This is a genomic window from Streptomyces sp. NPDC050263 (assembly GCF_040655955.1).
Classification (GTDB): domain Bacteria; phylum Actinomycetota; class Actinomycetes; order Streptomycetales; family Streptomycetaceae; genus Streptomyces.
The window spans coordinates 14,711-35,189 of sequence record NZ_JBFAKW010000078.1; the positions used below are offsets into that span (position 1 = coordinate 14,711).

The 20,479-nt window shown below is 70.0% G+C and carries 16 protein-coding genes and 1 pseudogene; 6 read left to right on the forward strand and 11 right to left on the reverse strand.

The window, feature by feature from the left end:
• The first annotated feature begins 57 nt into the window (after window positions 1-57).
• Entirely contained in the window at window positions 58-177 is a 120-nt protein-coding gene (locus AB0J04_RS29280) for an SDR family oxidoreductase (RefSeq protein ID WP_363171565.1), read from the forward strand.
• On the opposite strand, the gene AB0J04_RS29285 is transcribed toward AB0J04_RS29280, so the two are convergent.
• Window positions 162-1,949, reverse strand: coding sequence for a CocE/NonD family hydrolase (locus tag AB0J04_RS29285; protein WP_363171566.1), 1,788 nt, complete (start codon window positions 1,947-1,949; stop codon window positions 162-164). The genes AB0J04_RS29280 and AB0J04_RS29285 overlap by 16 nt on opposite strands.
• A 197-nt stretch (window positions 1,950-2,146) precedes the next feature.
• On the opposite strand from AB0J04_RS29285, the gene AB0J04_RS29290 reads away from it, so the two are divergent.
• Window positions 2,147-3,496 carry an alpha/beta hydrolase domain-containing protein gene (locus AB0J04_RS29290; protein ID WP_363171567.1) on the forward strand — a complete coding sequence of 450 codons (1,350 nt, stop codon included), beginning with the start codon at window positions 2,147-2,149 and terminating at the stop codon, window positions 3,494-3,496.
• A 57-nt stretch (window positions 3,497-3,553) separates the two neighbouring features.
• Here the strand turns inward: AB0J04_RS29290 and AB0J04_RS29295 are convergent, their stop codons facing one another.
• From AB0J04_RS29295 to AB0J04_RS29305, 3 genes are read right to left on the reverse strand one after another with little or no spacing between them, the layout of a single operon-like run.
• Window positions 3,554-4,546, reverse strand: coding sequence for an alpha/beta hydrolase (locus tag AB0J04_RS29295; RefSeq protein WP_363171568.1), 993 nt, complete (start codon window positions 4,544-4,546; stop codon window positions 3,554-3,556).
• A 21-nt stretch (window positions 4,547-4,567) separates the two neighbouring features.
• Complete coding sequence (locus AB0J04_RS29300) at window positions 4,568-4,744, reverse strand: hypothetical protein (protein WP_363171569.1); 177 nt, start codon at window positions 4,742-4,744, stop codon at window positions 4,568-4,570.
• Window positions 4,741-6,957 carry a glycoside hydrolase family 3 C-terminal domain-containing protein gene (locus AB0J04_RS29305; RefSeq protein ID WP_363171570.1) on the reverse strand — a complete coding sequence of 739 codons (2,217 nt, stop codon included), beginning with the start codon at window positions 6,955-6,957 and terminating at the stop codon, window positions 4,741-4,743. Before AB0J04_RS29305 ends, AB0J04_RS29300 begins: the two co-directional genes overlap by 4 nt.
• Before the next feature lie 144 nt (window positions 6,958-7,101).
• On the opposite strand from AB0J04_RS29305, the gene AB0J04_RS29310 reads away from it, so the two are divergent.
• Window positions 7,102-8,565 carry an MFS transporter gene (locus AB0J04_RS29310; protein WP_363171571.1) on the forward strand — a complete coding sequence of 488 codons (1,464 nt, stop codon included), beginning with the start codon at window positions 7,102-7,104 and terminating at the stop codon, window positions 8,563-8,565.
• A 33-nt stretch (window positions 8,566-8,598) separates the two neighbouring features.
• On the opposite strand, the gene AB0J04_RS29315 is transcribed toward AB0J04_RS29310, so the two are convergent.
• On the reverse strand, window positions 8,599-9,216 hold the full coding sequence (locus AB0J04_RS29315) for a TetR/AcrR family transcriptional regulator (protein ID WP_363171572.1): 618 nt from the start codon (window positions 9,214-9,216) through the stop codon (window positions 8,599-8,601).
• A gap of 929 nt (window positions 9,217-10,145) precedes the next feature.
• Between AB0J04_RS29315 and AB0J04_RS29320 the strand changes: the two genes are divergently transcribed.
• On the forward strand, window positions 10,146-12,617 hold the full coding sequence (locus AB0J04_RS29320; protein WP_363171573.1) for a glycoside hydrolase family 2 TIM barrel-domain containing protein: 2,472 nt from the start codon (window positions 10,146-10,148) through the stop codon (window positions 12,615-12,617).
• Window positions 12,618-12,633: 16 nt separating this feature from the next.
• On the opposite strand, the gene AB0J04_RS29325 is transcribed toward AB0J04_RS29320, so the two are convergent.
• On the reverse strand, window positions 12,634-13,209 hold the full coding sequence (locus tag AB0J04_RS29325) for a helix-turn-helix domain-containing protein (RefSeq protein WP_363171574.1): 576 nt from the start codon (window positions 13,207-13,209) through the stop codon (window positions 12,634-12,636).
• Between the two features lie 82 nt (window positions 13,210-13,291).
• Here AB0J04_RS29325 and AB0J04_RS29330 point away from each other — a divergent pair, with 82 nt between their 5' ends.
• Entirely contained in the window at window positions 13,292-14,059 is a 768-nt protein-coding gene (locus AB0J04_RS29330; protein ID WP_363171575.1) for an SDR family NAD(P)-dependent oxidoreductase, read from the forward strand.
• A gap of 170 nt (window positions 14,060-14,229) precedes the next feature.
• Here AB0J04_RS29330 and AB0J04_RS29335 read toward each other — a convergent pair whose 3' ends face one another.
• Window positions 14,230-15,621, reverse strand: a complete 1,392-nt coding sequence (locus AB0J04_RS29335) for an ATP-binding protein (protein ID WP_363171576.1) — start codon at window positions 15,619-15,621, stop codon at window positions 14,230-14,232.
• Window positions 15,615-16,346, reverse strand: coding sequence for a response regulator transcription factor (locus AB0J04_RS29340; RefSeq protein ID WP_363171577.1), 732 nt, complete (start codon window positions 16,344-16,346; stop codon window positions 15,615-15,617). The genes AB0J04_RS29335 and AB0J04_RS29340 overlap by 7 nt, the downstream gene beginning before the upstream one ends.
• 168 nt (window positions 16,347-16,514) lie before the next feature.
• Between AB0J04_RS29340 and AB0J04_RS29345 the strand changes: the two are divergent.
• Window positions 16,515-17,261: pseudogene (locus tag AB0J04_RS29345) on the forward strand (MMPL family transporter); the annotation flags it as partial.
• Here AB0J04_RS29345 and AB0J04_RS29350 read toward each other — a convergent pair.
• The 3 genes from AB0J04_RS29350 to AB0J04_RS29360 are packed head-to-tail and all read right to left on the reverse strand — an operon-like array spanning window position 17,174 to window position 20,344.
• Window positions 17,174-17,920: an SDR family NAD(P)-dependent oxidoreductase gene (locus AB0J04_RS29350; RefSeq protein ID WP_363171578.1), complete on the reverse strand. Its 747-nt coding sequence runs from the start codon at window positions 17,918-17,920 to the stop codon at window positions 17,174-17,176. The pseudogene AB0J04_RS29345 and the gene AB0J04_RS29350 sit on opposite strands and share 88 nt — an antisense overlap.
• Window positions 17,921-17,924: 4 nt before the next feature.
• Window positions 17,925-18,683 (reverse strand): enoyl-CoA hydratase/isomerase family protein, encoded by a 759-nt coding sequence (locus tag AB0J04_RS29355; RefSeq protein WP_363171579.1) that lies wholly within the window; start codon window positions 18,681-18,683, stop codon window positions 17,925-17,927.
• On the reverse strand, window positions 18,680-20,344 hold the full coding sequence (locus AB0J04_RS29360) for an AMP-binding protein (RefSeq protein WP_363171580.1): 1,665 nt from the start codon (window positions 20,342-20,344) through the stop codon (window positions 18,680-18,682). The genes AB0J04_RS29355 and AB0J04_RS29360 overlap by 4 nt, the downstream gene beginning before the upstream one ends.
• Window positions 20,345-20,479 lie beyond the last annotated feature (135 nt).

Genomic DNA, 20,479 nt, shown 5'->3' on the forward strand with positions numbered 1-20,479 from the left:
CCGGGCCACGACGGACACCCCGCAGCCCCTCCGGACGCGGTGATGAAGGCTCAATCCATGCATCGCTGGGGCCTTTCCGCCGAGTCGGCCGCCGCCACGCTGTTCCTCGCGAGCGACGAGTCGTCGTTCGTCACCGGCGTCGCGCTGCCCGTGGACGGCGGCTATGTCGTTCCCTGACCGTGCTCAGGGGAGCCGACGACGTTCAGGACGAGGCGACTTGGGTGCTCGGGCCCGGTCAGGACCGCGTTACGGGCGACGACGGCCTTGTCGATGCTCTCCTGGTCGATGATTCCACCGGTGTTGGTGTTGCGGTCGAACCGCGGGAAGTTGCTGCTGGAGACGTCGAGGCGGATCCGGTGGCCCTGTTGGAAGACGTTGGCCGTCGCCGCCATGTCGATGTCGATCTCGTATGTCCGTCCGGGTTCCATGAGCTGGGGATGACGCAGAGACGTCCGGTAGCGCATGCGGAGGATTCCGTCACAGAGGAGGGCGGCCCTTCCGTCCGGGTGGACATCGATCAGTTTGGCGGTGAAGTCCGTGTCGAGGGCGTCCGAGCGGACGAACAGGGTTGCCCTGACATAGCCGATGACCCCGGTGTCCGTCGGGAGCGGCTCGGTCTGGAAGGAGACGATGTCGCTGCGGTCGTCGAGGGCGCGCTGGTCGGTGGGGCCGGTGAAGCCCCACGCGGGTGGGATCTGCGCTCCTCCGGTGGTCGGGACCGGGTCGGACGGGACGTATGTGTACTCCCATGTCCGGCCGGACGTCGGCGGGCGCGTGATCAAGGTACCGCTCCGCAGACCGCCGTCATCGCTGTCGCCGTCTTCGGCCGCGAGGAAGAACTCGACGGGCCGGGCTTCCGGCGGAGGCCAGTCCTCGAAGTCGCGCCACTCGTCGACGCCCATGACGAACAGCTTGACCCGGCTCGACGGGCCCCGGGGAGCCGCGTCGGACGGTGTCAGCCAGCGTCGGAAGTGGCGGATGTGCTCGCCGGTCAGGTCGGTCGCGAACGCGCTCGCGCGATTCCCGAAGTCGTGGTCGCTGAAGTGGCCCGCGAGCGTGGGCTCGTGGTCCCACGGACCGACGATCAGCCGGGAGCCCTCGCGCGCCTCGGCTGAACCCGCTGTGTCCCGGTACAGCTCGAAGTCGCGCAACTGCTGCCCGATGAAGAGGTCGTACCAGCCCGCCGTCATGAGCGCAGGCGGGCTCATCTGCGGTATGTCCCGGGAGAAGTCGCGCGCCTCCCAGAACTCGCCGTGGTCGGGGCGGGCGACGAACTCGTCGAACGACCCGGCGCCGGCCAGCAGCGGGTGTACGGCGATCGGAGTGTGGTCGTTCAGGGAGAGCCCGTCTCCGAGCGCGGTACTCAGAGCCATGACCCGCCTCAGATCACCGCCGCCTCGGCCAAGGGCACGCAACTCGTCGTTGAGCGACATCAGCGCGTGCCAGGTCGTGACGGCGCTCAACGACAGCGCGCCGCCCGGGTGGTACCAGAATCCCTCGTACCAGCGCATGGTGGTCTGCATCGGCGCGATCGCGGCCAGGGCGGGATGACCGCCGGCGGCGGCCGCCCACTGCGTCATCCCGAGGTAGGACGCGCCGTACATGCCGACCGTGCCGTTCGACCACGGCTGGGAGACGATCCAGTCGAGCGCGTCGTATCCGTCGCGCGCGTCGTTCACCTGAGGGGTGAACTCGCCTTCCGAACCGAACGTACCGCGAGCCTCGACCCATACGACCGCGAAGCCGGCGTCCACGAGCACGGTCGCGTGGGGGACGGCCGCGCCGTTGCCTGCCATGCCGGTCTGGGGTGACGCCGCTCCGTACGGAGTCATGACGAAGAGCGTCGGGGCGGTGCCTGTCATGGGGCGGAACACGATGGCGTCGAGTCCCGTCCCGTCGCGCATCGGGACGGTGACCGCACGCTCGTACACGAATGCGGGTGGAGCCATTGCCGAGATGTCCATTCATCCCCCTCCAACTGGGAGTTGGTGTGCCCGCGCGGTCGGCGGGTGGGTGACCGACCGCGCGGGCCACAGCTGCGAGGTGACTCTAGTCTTTAAATTTTATGACTGCTAGATTTTAGGACGCCGGACCCGGTATCCAGGAAGAAGCCGGTCTCATACCCGCAGCCATCGCCAGGAGCGCCATGGACGTCGTAACCCCCGCCGTACTTCGACGATCGCCGCGCGACGGCGCCGAGCCGTTCATGCCCCACGGCGCCGGCATTCCGTCACTCGCCGAGTACGACTATGTGCAGGAGGAGTGGATCGCGACAGGCGAGGAGGAGGGCCACTCGTATTCCACGACGGTACTGGTGCGGCGCCCCCGCGAACGTGCCCGCTTCAGTGGGACCGTGATCGTCGAGACCCTGCATCTCTTCGGGATCGCGCCGATCTGGATCTACAGCGGCACCTACCTCATGCGGTCCGGGCACGCCTGGGTGGAGGTCACCTCGCAGCGGACGGCGCTCGACATGCACGTCAAGGCGTCCGACCCGCGGCGCTACGCGTCCCTGCACATCGAAGGGCCCGACACCGGGGACCTCGACGTGAAGCTGGACCTTCATGACCGGGAGCGCTCAAGGGTGTTGTGGTCCGAGCTGGAACGCCGCAACCGGGCGTCTGGCGCGATCCTCGCCCAGGTCGGCGCCGCCGTCAAGGCGTCCCAGGGCCCCTTCGAGGACGCGGGCGTCGCCCACGTCCTGCTCGCCGGACACTCGCAGACCGGCAGCGTCGCCACCTACTACATCCGCGACGTCCATCATGTGCAACGCCTCGCCGACGGGTCCTGCGTCTACGACGGCTACTTCCCCTCGGGCTTCCCGTTCGAGCCCTTTCGCGACGTCGGCGCTCCGGTCGTGCAGGTCATCTGCGACGGCGACATCGCCCAGCCCGACTTCGCCTTCCGGCCCGGCTACGAAGGCCGCCGATACCGGCGTGAGGACAGCGACGAGCCCGGCGACCGGTTCCGGCTGTACGAACTCGCGGGGGTCCCGCACATGGGAACCCGCCACGCGCCCTACGACGACCCGTCGTTGTGGAGGACGACGCACCCGGAGGCGGACGTCGCCATCGGGCCCCGGATGAACAGCCTGCCCCACTTCGAGTTGTTCAGCATGGGCCTCCATCACCTTGTCGAGTGGGTCGCTCGCGGCACCGTGCCACCCCGGGCCGAGCGCATCGAGGTGCGCCCGGACGGCCACTTCGCCAAGGACGAGCACGGCAACACCCGAGGAGGAGTGCGCTGCGTCCAACTCGACGTTCCCCACTCCGTCTACCGGTCCACCCCGGTGAATCCGGACGGCACTCCCACGTACCTCTCGGTCGGCAGCGACGAGCCCTTCGACGCGCAGCGACTGACCAAGCTCTACCAGGACCTGGCGGGCTACACCGAGCGCTTCGACCGACGACTGGACGAACTCGTCAGCGAGGGCTGGTTCCTTGCCGAGGACGCCGAGGACATGCGGCGTGAGGCCCGGCGGATCGAGATCCCGTAAGAGAGTGAAGGTGCCTCCATTGCCTGTGGACGGCACCTTCACGGGACCGGTACGGGCTCATCCGGCCGCGCGGCCCCACTGCCTCTCGATGAACTGTTTTATCTCGCGGGCCTTTTCTCTGTCCTCCGGTGTGTTCCCCAGGAACATGCCGTGTCCGGCGGCCTCGAACACGTGGAGCTCGGCCTCGACGCCGGCCGCGCGCAGCGCCCGGTGCATCCGGACCGTGTCCGACAGCAGCAGGTCACGGGTGCCGCTGGCGAGGACGGTCGGCGGGAAACCCTTGGCGAGGTCGCCGAAGAGCGGTGAGAGGTAGGGATCGCGCAGGTCGTGGCCGTCGGCGTACAGCTGGATGGCCGGAGCGAGGCTGGCTGTCAGTACGTTGTCCAGGCCGAGGTTCGTCTGCCAGGTGTCGCCCGCCTCGGTGAGGTCGGTGGCCGGGGTGCTCAGCACCAGCGCGACCGGAAGCGGCAGTCCCTCGGCGCGGGCGCGCAGCATCAGGGCGGCGGCGAGGTTGCCTCCCGCCGAACTTCCCCCGACGACGATCTCCTCGGGGCGCCGCTCGTCCAGCAGCGCCCGGTAGGCGGTCAGGCAGTCGTCGAGTGCCGCCGGGTAGCGGTGGTCGGGCGGCATCCGGTAGTCGACCGCCCATACCCGGGCCCCGACCGACACCGAGGTCAGGGCGCCCCGGGCACGGCAGACCTCGCCCTTGCCCGAGATCCAGCCGCCGCCGTGGATGTCGAGGTAGACCCTGCGGTCGCCGGGCGCGAGTCCCTCCGGCGTGATCACATGCACCGGGAGGCCGTCCAGGTCGATCCGCGCGACCTCGCCTCCGAAAGCCGGGAGCGTGCCGCCGACCATTGCTCGTACGGCCTCGTCCGTCGCGGCGGCCAGCGCCCGCCAGCCGTCGAGGTCGTCGGGCCCGGGATAACGTGTGGCGCGCGCCGCCATCCCGCTGACGATCGCGGCCTGCGCCGCGGGGCTGACCGAGGTGGGCAGCGGGATGTCACGGGCCGGGAGTCGAACAGCCGGACGGGTGTGGTCAGTCTGCATCGGTCGTCTCCTGGGTCGTCGTCATGCGGACCGCTTCTCCAGCCCCTTGCCGCGCGCTGCGGGCGACCTCTCCCAGCCAGGCCGGACTCGGCTTCGGGTGCCGTTGGAAGGTCTGTTGGTGTTGTTGCCTTCGACCTGGGCGGGGGCGGTCGACGTGCCCCACAGGAAGTCCGGGCGCAGGCGGGTCTCGTCAGTCATCGGTTCGCCTTCTCCAGGATCTGGGTCAGGTCGTCGACGGAGACGGAAATGCCGGGGAAGTGGAGGAACTGGCGTGCCGGGATGGACGCGACCATGTGGACCAGGCCGCTGTCGGCCTCGGACCGCTGCCGCTTCTCCTCGGTCGCCCCGGCGTCGAGCGCCTGTTGCAGGAGGGGGCCCGCGACCGGGTGCGCGAGCCAGTCGCCGAGGGAGGAGTCGAGGGACAGCACGGCGGCATCGGTGTCGCCGGTCAACGTGACGCTCTGCTCGGCGACGACGAGGGAGGCGTTCTCGCCGACCTGGATCGTGTACGAACCCGGGGCGACCGCCCAGCCGCCCTGCTCGATGTCGTAGTAGGCGAACGCGCGCCGCTCCAGCGGGAGTTCGACGGTGCGGGATTCCCCGGGACGCAGTGCGACCTTGGTGAAGGCGCGCAGCTCCCGGGCAGGACGCCGGACCGGTCCCGAGGCAGTGGCGACGTAGACCTGGACGACGTGCTTTCCGGCTCGGTCACCCGTGTTGGTCACGGTGACCCGGACGGTGGCGCTGTCATCGCCCGTGACGTCGACGGACAGGTCATCGGTGCGGAACGTGGTGTAGCTCAGCCCGTGTCCGAAGGGATAGCGGACCGCGCGTCCGACCGTCTCGTAGTGGCGGTAGCCGACCATCACGCCTTCGCCGTACCGGACATGACCCGCTTCGCCGGGGAACGTGAGGTAACTGGGGGTGTCCTCCAGCCGGAGCGGGATGCTCTCGGCCAGGTGGCCGGAGGGATTGACGACGCCGAAGAGCACGTCCGCGAGGGCGCCGCCGCCCGCCTGACCGAGCACCCAGCTCGCCACGATCGCGTCGACGTCGTCGTGCCAGCCCTCCAGGGACACCACAGCGCCGGTGGACAGGACGACCACGGTACGCGGAGCGACGGCGGCGACGGCACGTACGAGTGCCGACTGGTCTGCGGGCAGGTGGAGGTGCTCCCGGTCGATGCCCTCCGTCTCACCGCGGAGCCCGACGAAGACCACGGCGGTCTCGGCTTCCGCGGCCACCCGTACGGCCTCTGTGCGCAACGCCTCGGGATCCCGCGTCCCGTCGCTGGTGAAGCCGGCCGCGTAGGTGACGAAGCCGCCGAGTTCCTGGATCGCCTCCAACGGGCTGTCGACGCGCGTGGCGTTGATCCGCGAACTGCCGTCGCCCTGGAAGGCGGGGACGGTGGCGAACTCGCCGACGACGGCGATGCGTGCGTGCCGGGCAAGCGGGAGGGCGGCGTCGTCGTTCTTCAACAGCACGACGCAGTCGGCGGCCAACTCTCGGGCCAGCGCGTGGTGTTCGGCGGGAACCACCGGCTCCGTCTCCTGGGCCGGCCTGGCGAGCCCGAGCACCCGCCGGGCGCTCGCGTCGACCACGGCCTCGTCCAGCACACCCTCGCGCACCGCCCGTACGATCGCCGCGTCGTTCGCGGGGTCCGGGCCGGGCATCTGGAGATCGAGTCCCGCGGCCAGCGCGGCCACCCGGTCGCCGACGGCGCCCCAGTCGGAGACGACGACACCCTCGAACTCCCATTCCGTGCGCAGGACTTGGGTGAGCAGCCAGTGGTTCTCAGAGGCCGGGACGCCGTTCACGCGGTTGTAGGCGGCCATGACGGCGGCCGGTCGGGCCTCCGTGACGATGCGTTCGAAGGCCGGCAGGTAGATCTCGCGCAAGGTGCGTTCGTCGACGTCCGCGCTGACGCGCATCCGGCCCGTCTCCTGGTTGTTGGCCGCGAAGTGCTTGACGGTCGCACCCACGCCCCGGGACTGCAGGGCCCGCACGAAGGCGGCTCCCAGGACACCGGAGAGGAGCGGATCCTCGGAGTAGTACTCGAAGTTGCGCCCGCACAGCGGTGACCGCTTGATGTTCACGCCCGGGCCCAGAACGACCCCGACCCCCAGCGCGACGGCCTCCCGGCCGATCGACTCACCTACCCGTCCGGCGAGTTCGCTGTCCCAGCTGGAACCGACGGCGACGGCCGGAGGGAAACAGGTGGCCGGTTCGCTCGCGTAGAAGCCCAGGTGATCGGCGTCGGCGCGCTGACGGCGGATCCCGTGCGGGCCGTCGGTCAGCGCGACCGCGGGGATTCCCGCCTCGTCGAGCGGCCGGGTGGACCAGAAGTCCCCTCCCGCGAGCAGGGACGCCTTCTCCTCCAGGGGGAGAGCGGCGAGGTCGGGCTGCTGCATGGGCGAGATCCCTTCGGCGGCACAGGCCCGTCTGAGGGGCCGGAATGTTTCCGTGTCGAAAATCTATCACTCCAAAAAATTAAGAGCTAGCCTGCGCGCCAGGAGCACAAAGGCTCCATCCGTATACGGAAGCCGGGGTGCCGGATGTCACTCAACGTCGAGTCGCAGCACAAGGAAGAGGAAGCCGGGAAGGCCGGCTTCGGCACGCGGTACGCACTGATGCTGATCGTGTTGCTCTGGGCCTCCCAGCTGACCGGTCTGGTCGGCCTGATCTCCGGGAACGCCCAGTCCGCGATCGCCATCCACTTCCACACCACCAAGATCTCCTGGTTCAACCAGATCGGGTTGCTGGGCGGCGTGTTCGCGACGCCCTTCGTGGTGAAGGCCGCCGCGATGTACGGCAAGAAGCGCGTCATGGTCGTCATCACCACGCTCGGCCTGGTCGGTGACCTGATCGCCGCCCTGGCGACGAACTACGGGACCCTGCTCGTCGGGCGAGGCGTGGCAGGCTTCTACAGCGCCTCCGTCCCGCTGGTCTACGCGCTGGCGCGGGACGTGTTCCCGCGCCGCCTGGTGGGCCCGGCCAGCGGATTCCTCGGCGGCGGTGTCGGACTGGTCGCGCTGGGCGGTCCGTTCCTGTCCGGCTGGCTCCTCGACGACCACGGCTTCCGGGCCGCGCTGTGGTTCCTGGTGGCGGGGACGGCGCTGGCCCTCGTGCTGTTGCTGGCCTTCGTCCCCGAGAGCCCGGTGCGCGAGGAACGCACCCGTATGGACTGGGCCGGCGGCCTGCTGCTGGGCGGCGGTCTCACCGCCATCGTCTACGGCATCGGCGAGGGCTCGGGCTGGGGCTGGACCAGCGGCCGCACGCTGCTCTGCGTCGGCGGCGGGATCGCCGCCGTGATCGCCTTCCTGGGGGTGGAGCGGAAGGTCGCCCACCCCATGTTCCCGATAGCCCTGCTGGGCCGTCGCCGCGTGTGGACCACCTTCCTGGCCACGGGGCTTGTCGCGGGCGCGATCTACGCCAGCGGCATCGTGACGAACCTGCTCATCCTCATGCCGCGCATTCCGGGCTTCTCCGACGGGCTGGGCTGGACCGCCACGAAGGGAGCCTGGGTCGCCGCTCCCGGCAGCATTCTGATCATCGGGGCCGCGGTGGTGAGCGGAATGCTCGCCCGTCGCTTCGACTCACGCCTGTTGCTGGGGATCGGCGGGGGGCTGGTGGCCGTCGGGATCGGTCTCAGCTCCCAGTTCCACTACCACGTCAGCCAGTTCATCGCCCTCGGTGTCTTCGGCGCGGTGGGGATGGGGATGGTGGTGTCCATGATCCCGGTCATGATCATCGAGTCGGTGGAGCCGGAGGAGCAGGCCTTGGCGAACGGCGCTCAGGGCATGGTGCAGGGTGTCGTGCAGGGGCTGCTCATGCAGGTCGCCTTCGTGATCCTGTCCAGGGACGGCACGGTGGTGAAGGGCACCGAGTTCTACGGCGACGACGGATACACGAACGGGTTCCTGCTGTTCGCCGGCGTGGTCGCGGTCGCCGCGCTGCTGGTGCTGCTGATCCCCAGGGGCAAGCGCCTCGACGAGGCGGAGGCCGGCCAGGCGGTCTGACCGACTCCTCCACCTGGGGCGCGTGTCACGCGCTCACTCGGCCGGCTCCTGCGCGGGGTCGGTCGAGGCGGCGAGCATCCGGGTGAAGGTCTCGGCGATCGCGGCGATGTTCACGGAGGGGTCGTGCATCCACTGGATCTGCAACCCGTCCAGTACGGCGAGCAGCACCCTGGCGAGGTGGTCGGCCGGCTCGTCGGCCCGGACGGCGCCGCTGTCCTGCTGTACCTGGAGGTCGTGCGTGACCTCGCCCGACAGCTTCCGGTAGCGCTCGGCGAAGTAGTCGTGCGCCGGGCTCTCGGGGTCGGTGGCCGCGGCCGAGAGGGTGACGTAGAGCTTGGCCAGTCCCGGGTGCTCGGTGGTGTGTCGGGTGGTCGACACCATGGTGTCGACCATGCCCGTCTGCGATCCGGCGGCGTCCGCGAGCTCCTTGCCCAGCACGTCCCGCCGTTGCAGCACGGCGAGCAGCAGTTCGTCACGTGTGGGGAAGTAGTACGTCAGCGCCGGCTGGGTGACCCCGACGCGGTCGGCGATGTCCTGCAGCGAGGCACGCTCTCCGTACTCGTCGACGGCCTCGTAGGCGGCCTGGAGGATCTGTTCCCGGCGCTCCGCGCTCTTGCGGTACGGGCCCCGTGGCTTTCGCTGCTTGGTCACCTGTCCGACCGTACTTCACCTTGTCCGGCGACGGCTCACGGCTTGGCCTGGGCTGTTGTGCCGTGAGCGCCGTCATCCGCGCAACGACCGGATCGGCACCCTGCGGGCAGCGTGTCGACTGCTGCCGGAGTCGGTACTCTGTCCGGCGGCCGGACCGGTCCGCGTGTCCGGTGGATCCGCCGCCTGGCTCGAACCACGGCGGATCCGTGCCGGGGGAGCGTGCGCGAACCGTACGGCGAGCACCCGCGGTCGGCCGCGCGGGCCACGGCCGCGGCCCGGCCCGCCTGGTCGGGTTCGGGCTCCCGGGCCGCCGTCCGCACCCACGACGTCGGGAACTGCGAACCGGAGGCGTGTAGAACCCGCTGACGCCGTCATGGGCCGGCGCGCCGATCCCGAACGGGGACACCTCGCGTACGACGGCCTGGATCGCAACCGGGCTCGCACAAGCCGCGGGCATCGTCACCGAGAGCCGCACCGGGGCGAGATGCCCGACGCCGGCGCGACTCCCAGGGTCGGCTCGGGTGGCTGGCGGGCCGGCTCCGGTACCGTCCTGGGCCTGCGCCGACGACCCGGGAGCGATCAAGCCGCCGAGCCGAGCGAACTGCTGTTCCGACGTGAGGTGGGGAGCAGGCGTTGGATGCCGTCGGACCTGAGACGCCGGTGGCCGTGTCACGTGTCCTTCGTTCGAGCGGGTCAGGAAGGAGAGCGGTTCTCGGTTTACGGGAGTGGGAACCGGGCCGGCCGATTCATCGAGGTCACCGAGGACGGAGTTGCGCAGATCTGGCGGGTTTCTCACGTGACCGACCCGGCTCCCGCCGGCGGGACGACATCGGTCGGCGATCTGTTCATGGATCCGTACAGTGGCGTACGTTTTATGTCGCCCGGTGGCCGGCCTGGATACCGCACTCACCCGCTACGGAGGAACACCGATGAGTCGTGGCAGCTTCAACGGCGGATGGCAGTATCGCGAGAAGTCCAATCCGTTCGCGGACATGGGCAGGGCCGCGGTCCCCTACCAGGACGTCACCCTGCCGCATGACGCGATGATCACCCGCGACCGTGATCCGCAGCTGCCGAACGGAGCCTGGGCGGCCTACTATCCCGGCGGTGTCTACGAGTACCGAAAATCCTTCGACCTCCCTGAGAGCGGGCTCGGCAAGCGTGTGATCTTCGAGTTCGAGGGTGTGTACCGCGACGCCCTGATCTACGTGAACGGCGACTACGCCGGTCAGCGACCTTCCGGATACGCCCGTTTCCTCGTGGACGTGAGCGATCTGGTCCGCGAGGGCCGCAACGAGATCCGTGTCGAGGCGCGCAATCACCAGGACGGCCGTTGGTACACCGGCGCCGGCGTGTACCGGGACGTCTGGATGCACGTCCTGGAGCCGGTGCATCTCGCGGTCGACGGAATCCGTGTCCGCACGCCCGACATCGAGCCCCGACTGGCCGTCGTGGAAGTCGAGATCACGGTGGCCAACGACTCCGCCGCCACGCGCACGGTCGAGGTCCGAACCGAGATCACCGACCCCGTCGGCCGACCCGTCGCCTCATCGTCCACGCCGGTCACCGTGCTGCCCGGTGAGCCGGCCGTCAGTCGCCTCAGGCACTACGTGGACGACCCCGCGCTGTGGAACGTCGACACGCCACATCTCCACACCGCCTCGGTCGAGTTGTACGACAACGGTCGGCTGTCGGAGTCGCGGTCGGTCCGGTTCGGCATACGACGCCTGCAGTTGAACCCGGTCTCGGGGCTGCGCATCAATGGCGAGACCGTGAAGCTGCGGGGCGCGTGCGTGCATCACGACAACGGCGTCATCGGCGCCGCCACCATCGCGCGGGCGGACGAGCGCCGAGTGGAGATCCTCAAAGAGGCAGGGTTCAACGCCCTCCGGTCCTCGCACAACCCCATGAGCACGGCCATGCTCGACGCCTGTGACCGGCTGGGGATGCTGGTGATCGACGAGGCCTTCGACATGTGGACCTCGGGCAAGACCGATTTCGGCGCGGCCCTGCACTTCGTGGAGTGGTGGGAGCGGGACCTCGAGTCGATGATCGCGAGGGGCTTCAATCACCCCAGCGTCATCCTCTACTCGATCGGCAACGAAATCCCGGAGACCGGAACTCCCCTGGGCGGGGTGTGGAGCCGCAGACTCGCCGAGAAGGTGCGCTCGCTCGACGACACGAGGTTCGTGACGAACGGCATCAACGGCATGCTGGCCGTGATGCCCGACATCGTCGAGATGATGCAGCCGAAGACCGAGCCGACGCACGCCGACCCCGCGCCGGCGGTCGGCGACGACGGCCCCGGCATCAACACTTTGATGTCGGACCTCGGAGACCTGATGAACGGCATCGGGTCCTCCGAGAACGTCACCCGCAAGACGGCCGAGTCGTTCGGCGTGCTCGACGTAGCCGGCATGAACTATCTCGACAGTCGCTACGAGACCGACCGTGAGCTGTTCCCGAACCGGATCATCCTGGGTACCGAGACCTTCCCGACGCGCATCGACCGGTACTGGGACCTGGTCGAGCGCAACACCCATGTCCTCGGCGACTTCACCTGGACGGGCTGGGACTACCTGGGCGAGGCCGGCATCGGCCGCGTCCGCTACCCGGACGACGAGCACCCCGGCGAGCCGCTGAGCGGGCCGTATCCCTGGCTGGTCGCCGGATGCGGCGACATCGACATCACAGGGTGGCGTCGCCCCGCCTCCTACTACCGGGAGATCGTGTACGGCCTGCGTGCCGCCCCGTACATCGCGGTGCAGCGACCTTCGCGCCACGGCCGGCGGGTCGAAACCGGTCCGTGGGCGTGGAGCGACAGCGTCGCGAGTTGGAGTTGGGGGGAATCCCAGGGGCGCCCTGTCGTGGTCGAGGTCTACAGCGACGCCGACGAGGTCGAGTTGCTCGTCAACGACCGGTCGATCGGCCGCAGGCCGACGGGCCCTGATCACCGGTTCCGCACTTCTTTCGACACCCTGTACGCGCCGGGGACCGTCACCGCGATCGCCTATCGCGACGGCGTCGAGACGGGCCGCTTCGGCCTTCGGTCGGCAACCGGACCGATGCTGCTCCGAGCGCTCGTCGACCGGGCGGTGATCCGGGCCGACGACTCCGACCTGGCCTACGTCGAGATCTCCCTGGTCGACGGTGAGGGGAACCGGTTCGTGGAGGAGGAGCGTGAGGTCACGGTCGCGGTGACCGGTCCAGGCGTGTTGCAGGGGATGGGCAGTGGCGACCCGGCCACCGAGGAGACCTTCGCCTCCGCCACGCGTCGCACGTACGACGGACGGGTCGTCGCGGTCGTCCGGCCGGGCGGAGCGGGAGAGATCGGCGTCACCGTCACGGCGGCCGGGTGCGCTCCGGTCGAGGTCGTCGTGGACGCGATCGAGCCGTCGTAGGGCCTGCGGTCGTCCGTCAGTCGCGGCGCTCCTGGTCCGTGAAGAGGGCTCGGTGGAGCATGGCGCGGACGCGGTCGTTCAGCTCCTCCCGGTGGACGACGTCGTTGTCCGCCATCACTCCGGCCGCCATGGGGAAGGTCAGCATCAGGTCCTCGACCTCGACGTCCCGGCGGACGACTCCGGCCGCGAGGCCGCGCTCGAAGTGGGGCCGGAACGCGGCGACGGTCCTGGTGGAGAGGTGGGTCAGCCAGGCGATGTCCGCGCCGGACAGGATGTGCGCGAGGGTCCGGTTGTCGCGCTGCATGTCGAGCACGAAGTCGAGGAGACGTACGACGGCGTCCGGGCGCTCGCCCAGTCCCGCGGCCTCCTGCTCGATGCGCGTGACGTTGTCCTCGTAGACCGTCGCCGCGAGTTCCTGTCGGGTGGCGAAGTTGCGGTAGATCGTGGTCCGGCTGACCTCGGCGGTGCGGGCGATCTCCTCGAAGGCGACGTCGGGTCCCTGTTCGGCGAACGCCTTGCGGGCGGCTGTCAGCAGCCGCTCCCGGTTGCGGGCGGCGTCTCGCCGTTTCGTGCGCTGAGCCTCTTCTGACATGCGTCGCAGACTACTGGTCATTATCCGTACACCATTGTACGTTTATGGGGAACCGTGGCATCCACTTTGAGGGAGACAGTTGATGGAAGGCCTCGACAACAAGGTCGTCGTTCTCGCCGGTGCGGGCGGGCTCGCCACCGCGACGGCGAAGTTCCTGGGCGCCGGCGGTGCCACGATCGTGGTGAGCGACGTCGTGGAGGCCTCGGCCGAGGCCACCTTGCGGGCCGCTCGGGACGCCGGGGGAGACGGTGTCGCGATGGTCGTCGACATCTCGGACGAGCAGCAGGTCAAGTACCAGATCGACCGGACGATGAAGGAGTACGGGCGGATCGACGGACTCTTCAACGTGGCCGCCAACATCCATCCCGACGAGGTCGCCAAGGACACGAACGTCGTCGACATCGACCTGGCGGCCTGGCAGCGCACGATCGACGTCAATCTGACGGGCTACCTGCTGACCCTCAAGCACACCCTGCCCCACATGATCGCGAGCGGCGGCGGATCCGTGGTGAACACCCTGTCCGGCGCGGTGTACGCCGGTATGGCGGACAAGGTCGCCTACTCGGTGACGAAGGCCGGCATCGGCGCGCTGACCCGCCATGTCGCGCGCAAGTACGGAAAGGACGGCATCCGCGCCAACGGCGTCGCCCCTGGCCTGGTGATGACGGAGGCGACGAAGCTGAACCTCCCCGAGGACTTCCGCGACATGATTCTCACGGGGACGCCCGCGCCACGCCACGGAGAGCCCCGGGACATCGGCGCCACCGTCGCGTTCCTGCTCTCCGACCTCTCGGAGTGGACGACCGGCCAGATCCTGTGCGTCGACGGCGGCACCACCATGCGCATCTAAGGGCTGTCCCGTAATCCCTGGTGGATCAGCGCGCGGCGTCAGATGCGGTGCATCGCAAGGCGGAGGCACGTCCGCATACTGGATGTATTCGGGCGTTCCGACAACGCGGCGAGGTGCCGTAGCTGTCGTCGCGCGCCCGCCAGGGATTGCGGGACAGCCCTTAGGGCCGTTCACAGCACGGGCAGGGCCACCTCGACCAGTGTCCCGCCGTCCGCCGGGCACTCGACGCGCACGGTGCCGCCGTGCAGGTCGGCGACGGCCGCGACGATCGACAGCCCCAGACCGCTGCCGCCCCGGGCCCGGCCTCTGCTCTTGTCGGCGCGGTAGAAGCGGTCGAAGACCTTGGGGACGGCGTCGGCGGGGATGCCCGGACCGTGGTCGCGGACACGCAGTACGGCGTGCTCCTCCACGGTCGACAGTTCGAGCGAGCAGCCCGCTTCGGGCGGTGTGTGCATCCGTACGTTGGCCAGCAAGTTGGCGACGACTCCGCGCAGTTGGGCCTCGTCCCCGCGTACCGTGACGTCCGGAGTCACGGTGACCGTCCACGGGCGGGTCGGTTCGACCGCGGCCGCGTCCCGGCAGGACTCGGTGACCACGCGGCTGAGATCGACGGGTTCGAGGTCGTCCGGGTCGTCCTCGTCGAAGCGGGCCAGCATGAGCAGCGATTCCACGAGGCGGGTCATCCGGTGGACCTCGGCCAGCATGCGGTCCATGGCCTCGTCGACGGCCTCGGCGTCGGGCAGGGCTCCGCGCTGGTACAGCTCGCCATAGCCACGGATCGACTGCAACGGGGTGCGCAGTTCGTGCGAGGCGTCCGCGACGAACTGGCGCAGCCGCTCCTCCGACACATCGCGGGCGGCGAGGGCGGCGTGGATCTGGTCCAGCATCCGGTTGAGGGCGCCGGAGAGCCGGCCCACCTCGGTCTTCGGGGCGACGCGAGCCTCGACCAGACGCGGGGCGAAGTCGCCGGTGGCGATGCGGTCGGCGGTCTGCGCCGCGTGCTCCAGCGGGCGCAGGGAGCGCCGTACGACGAGGACGCCCAGCACGGCCAGGACGACGTCGGCGAGCAATTGGACGGCGACGACCACCAGGACCGCCCGGCGGACCGAGGCCTCGGTCGCGGCGGTGTCGACGGCGGCCACGGCGGTCCGGCCGTCGGCGAGCCGGGCGGTGGCGAGCCGGTACTTCGCGGAACTCGCCGGGTCGTTCGCCGGTACGGTCAACGGCGTGCCCGCCGCAGGCGCCGGGTCGGGATAGCGCGGGCCCGGACCACGGGGGTGTTCGGCGCCGCCGAGGAGTGCGATGTACAGATCACCGCCGAACCGGACCCACCCGTAGCCGGTGGAGTCCCTGCCCGCGATCGTGATGCCGGCTGCGTCGGCGGTCGTCATGCCGGCGGTCGTCGTGGTCAGCCGGTGGTCGAGTTCCTTGTACAACGAGGACCGCAGTACCGAGAACGTCACGATGCTGGTGACCGTCAGCACGCCGTTGAACAGCACGATGAGCAGGATGCTGATCCGGGTGCGCAGGGGCCGGTTCCGCCACCAGCGCCGGGTCAGCACTCCGTGGCCCGGAGGCTGTAGCCGACACCTCGGTGCGTGTGGATCAGTGGCTCGCCATGGCTGTCGACCTTGCGGCGCAGATAGCTGATGTAGGTGGCCACCACGGTGTCGTCGCCGTTGAAGTCGTACGACCACACATGCTCCAGAAGCCGGGCGCGGGTGATCACCCGGCCCTGGTGCAGCATCAGATACCGCAGCAGCCGGAACTCCGTGGGGGACAGGTCGATGAGGGCGCCGGCCCTGCGCACCTCGTGGGTCGAGGTGTTGAGGGTGAGGTCGGCGACCCCGACCGTGGGGTCGCTCGGGCGGTGTGCCCGGGTGCGGCGCAGGACGGCGCCGACGCGGGCGGCGACCTCGTCCAGGCCGAACGGCTTGGTGATGTAGTCGTCGCCGCCCGCGGTGAGGCCCCGTACGAGGTCCTTGCGCGTGTCGCGGGCGGTGAGGAAGACGACGGCGACCGGGAGGCCGTCGGCGCGCAGCCGGTGCAGGACCTCGAAGCCGTCGCTGTCCGGCAGCATGATGTCGAGCAGGACCAGGTCGGGCAGGAACTCCCTTGCCAGGGACAGCGCTTCACGGCCGGTCGCCGCGGTGCGCACCTCGTATCCGATGAACCGCAGGAATCGGGTGACGGTGTCCACGATCGCCGGTTCGTCGTCGACCACCAGCAGCCGCTCCCGCACGCGCGGCTCCTTCCGGTCCGCGTCGGCGGTCGCCTCGTCGTTCATCGGTGGAGCCCTTTCCCTGCGTGCCGTACCTGGTCAAGGGTGCCCGACGGGCCAGGTGTCTTCCATGGGAGTTCCGTGTGAGAAGCGTCCCCGGCGGGGCCGAACGGGGCTCGGGACCCGGTCGGCTCATGGCGTCGCGGTCGTCGGGCCCCGCGGTCTCTCGTCCGTGCTCCGCAGGGCGAGAAGGTGACGGCCGGTCCGGCGGCCGACGCGATCCGCACGGCCACCGCCCGGATCGCGAAGACCCCCGGCGTGGAGTCCGTGACCGTCCCCTCGGCCGCGGCGGGGAGCGTCTCCCGCGACGGCCGTACCGGCATAGGCCAGGTCACCTTCACCACCGAGCAGGGCGACAAGATCGCCGCGGCTTCGGTCAGGGAGATCGAGGCGGCGGCGGAGCAGGCGCGGTCCGAGGGGCTGACCGTGGCCCTGGGAGGCCAGGCGTTCGACCCCGTGGAGTCGGCCGCCGGCGGCGCCGGTGAAGCGGCCGGCATGCTGATCACCCTGATCGTCCTGATCCTGGTGTTCCGCTCGCTGCGCGCGGCCGTCGTCCCGCTGGCCATGGCCGTGGTGGGGGTGGCACTGGGCGTCCTGTCGCTGCTGACGCTCACCAGCGTCGTCGAGATGGACAGCACCGCGCTGATGCTCGCCGTGATGCTGGGCCTGGCCGTCGGCGTGGACTACGCGCTGTTCATCGTCTCCCGGCACCAGACGCAGGTCAGGGACGGCATGGACCCGGAGGAGTCCGCGGGCCTCGCCGTCGGCACCGCGGGCTCGAGTTCAGCGGTGTCAGCCATGTTGTCGTGCCCTTCCCGTCGGTTCGTGGTGTGTCAGCGCAGGGCGCTGCCGGTGCTGATCCCGCCGTCCACGTCGAGGACCACGCCCGTCACGTACCGGGCCGCCTCCGAGCACAGGTAGGCGGCGGCCTCGGCGATGTCCGTGGGGTCGCCGATGTGCCCCATGGGCACCCGGGCGGCGAGTTTGGCGCGGGCTGCGTCGTTCATCGAGGCCAGCATCGGTGTGCTGATGAGGCCGGGTGCGATGGCGTTCGACGTGATGCCGTGCGGGGCGCCTTCGAGGGCGATGGTGCGGGCCATGCCCACCACGCCGGCCTTCGCCGCCGCGTAGTTGACCTGCCCGAAGTTGCCGCGCCAGGACATGGAGGAGAAGGACAGGATCCGGCCGTAGTTCTGCCGTTTCATGTGCGGGAACACGGCCCGGCAGCAGTGGAACATGCCGCGCAGGCTGACGTCGACGACGGCGTCCCACTCGTCGTCGGTCATCCGCTCCAGGCGGTTGTCCCGGATCACGCCGGCGTTGTTCACCAGTACGTCCGCCCGGCCGAAGGCGTCCACGGTGCGGGCCACCCACTCGTCGACCTGTCGGGGGTCGGCCACGTTCACGACCGATGTGCTCGCGTCGCCGCCGCACTCCTCGGCCGTCTCCTTCACCGAGGTCTCGTTGAGGTCGCACAACGCCAGCCGGGCGCCCTCCGCGGCGAATCGGAGGGCCATGGCACGGCCCAGGCCCTGCCCGGCTCCGGTGATCAGGACGACACGTTCTGTATAACGCTGCACGGTGCTACCTCACGGCTCGCTGGTCGAAGAAACGGGTGAGCTTGGCGGCGATGTCCTGCTCGTGCCAGTGCTCGGCGAACACGTCGAGCTCCTGCAGCAGGTCCTCCGCCACACTCGGATCGGCGAGCAGTTGCTTCATCCACGCCTGGCCGGGCGGCAGTCCGGTGAAGGACCGCGCCACGGCGGTGACGGTGGCTTCGAACTCCTCGGCCTCGGCGACGGCTTGGACGAAGCCGCTGGGCACGAAGTGTTCGGCGGGCAGCAGTTCACCGGTGAGCATCAGGCGGCGGGCCAGCGGATCGCCCACCTTGCGGGGCAGTCTTACGCTCGAGCCGGCCCCGGGCAGCAGGCCGTTGCGGATGTGTCCGTCGCCGATGACCGTGCCCGCCCGGGCCACGACCGCGTCGCAGGCGAGCGCCAGCTCCAGCCCCCCGGCGACGACATGGCCGTGCACGGCGGCGATGACGGGCTTGGGCGCCATTTCCAGCCGGGTGAAGCACTCGGAGACGGCGCCGAGGAACGCCAGGGGATCGCCGCCCGTGCGGGCCAGTTCCAGCAGGTGGCGCAGATCGGCTCCGGCGCAGAAGCTCGGCCCGTTCCCGGAGATCACCACCGCCTCGGTGTCCGGGTCCTGCATCGCGGCCGAGACGGCGGCGTCCAGGGCCCGGATCAGCTCCGGGTTGATCGAGTTCCGGCTCTCGGGCCGGTTGAGCCGGATCCGGCGGACGGCCCCGGTCTGCTCGGTGAGCACTGCGGTGGTCACGGGCGGGCCTTCGGGTCGGTCCGGCGCCCCTGGCGCAGGACGAAGCGCTGGATCTTTCCGCTGGGCGTCTTCGGCAGCAGGTCGGTGAAGTGCACCGTGCGGGGGTAGGCGTGGGCGGCGAAGCGCTTCTTCACGAGCTGCTGGAGCTCGGTGGCCAGCGCGTCGGAGGCTTCCACGCCGTCCTGGAGGACGACGAAGGCCTCCAGCACCTCGCCGCGGACTTCGTCGGGTGCGGCGACGACCGCGCACTCGACCACGGCGGGGTGGGTGACCAGGACGGACTCGACCTCGAACGGGCCGATGCGGTAACCGGCCATGATGATCACGTCGTCGTCCCGTGACGAGAAGTGGAAGTAGCCCTCGTCGTCCACCCGCCCGACGTCGCCGGTGTAGTACCAGCGGCCGTCTTCGCTGAACTTCTCCGCGCTCTTCGCCGGATCGCCCTCGTACCCCCGGAACCAGGCCAGCGGACTCGCCTTGAGGTCGGCGGCGATGCGGCCGACGGTGCCCGCGGGGGCGATCTCGTCGCGGTCCTCGTGGAGGACGTGCAGGCTCCACCCGGGCATCGGATGCCCCATCGACCCGGGCCGCACCGGGTGCCGTAGCGCCGGGAGCTGGTGGTTGTTGATCAGCATGCCCGCCTCGGTCTGCCCGTAGTGGTCGTGCACCTGGATGCCGAACGCCTGCTCGGCCCAGGCGTTGACCTCCGGGGTCAGCGGTTCGCCCGCACTGGACGCGTGCCGCAGCGCGAGACCGTCGGGCACCGGGACGCCGGAGGCGCGCAGCGACCGGTAGACGGTGGGCGCGGCGGCGAAGTTGGTGACCTTGAGGTCGTCCATCACCCGCCAGGTCAGCTCGGCGGAGAACCCGGAGTGCAGCATGACGCTGGGGACCCCCAGGCTCAGCGAGGCGATCACGCCGAAGTAGAGCCCGTAGGCCCAGCCGGGGTCGGCGGCGTTCCAGAAGACGTCGTCCTTCGTGACGCCGCAGCCGTACTCGGCGTAGAGGCGGAAGCCGGCGATCGCCGCGGCGGGCACGACGACGCCCTTGGGGCGGCCCGTCGTACCGGACGTGAAGATGTGCACGAGCGGCGCGTCCCCGCCCAGGGCGGCGGCGGGCAGGCCGGGCGTGTGCGCGTCGAGCAGCTCGGCGAAGCGGAGATCGCCGGGCCGGCCGGCGCCGCCGCTGACGACGATCCGCCACGTCGCGTCCGCGGGGATGTCCTCGCCCGGTTCGAGCTTCGCCCGCTGCGTCTCGTCGCAGATGACGACCTTGGCGTCACTGGCCAGCAGCCGCAGGGCGATCGCCGGGGGCGCGAAGGCGGTGAACAGCGGCACCGTCACCGCGCCGAGCCGCCAGGTCGCCAGCAGCGCGACGAGGTAGTCGACGCTCTTGCCCATCAGCGTCGCGACCCGGTCGCCCGGCCCGACGCCGAGATCGGCCAGGGCGGCGGCGAAGCGCTCGGACTCGGTCTTGAGCCGCCCGTACGTGAGCACGGTGGCCGACAGGTCCGGCTCGACGACCGTGTAGGCGACGGCGTCGGACGGATGCCCGTCGCAGAGCAGGTGGGCGACGCTCGCGTGCGGGTCGCTGCACAGGGCGATCAGCTCGTGGACCCGGTCGAGCGGGTCCACGGCGGAGTGGGGATCGGAGAGGTCCATCGCTTGCCTCATAACGGAACGACGAAGGCGACCTTCGGTGCGGGTGTGACGGGTGGGTACGATTTCGCGTACTTTAGTACTCTATGAAGTATTCATCAAGAGAGTGTGAAGGATGGATGTCGTGGTAAACGCGTA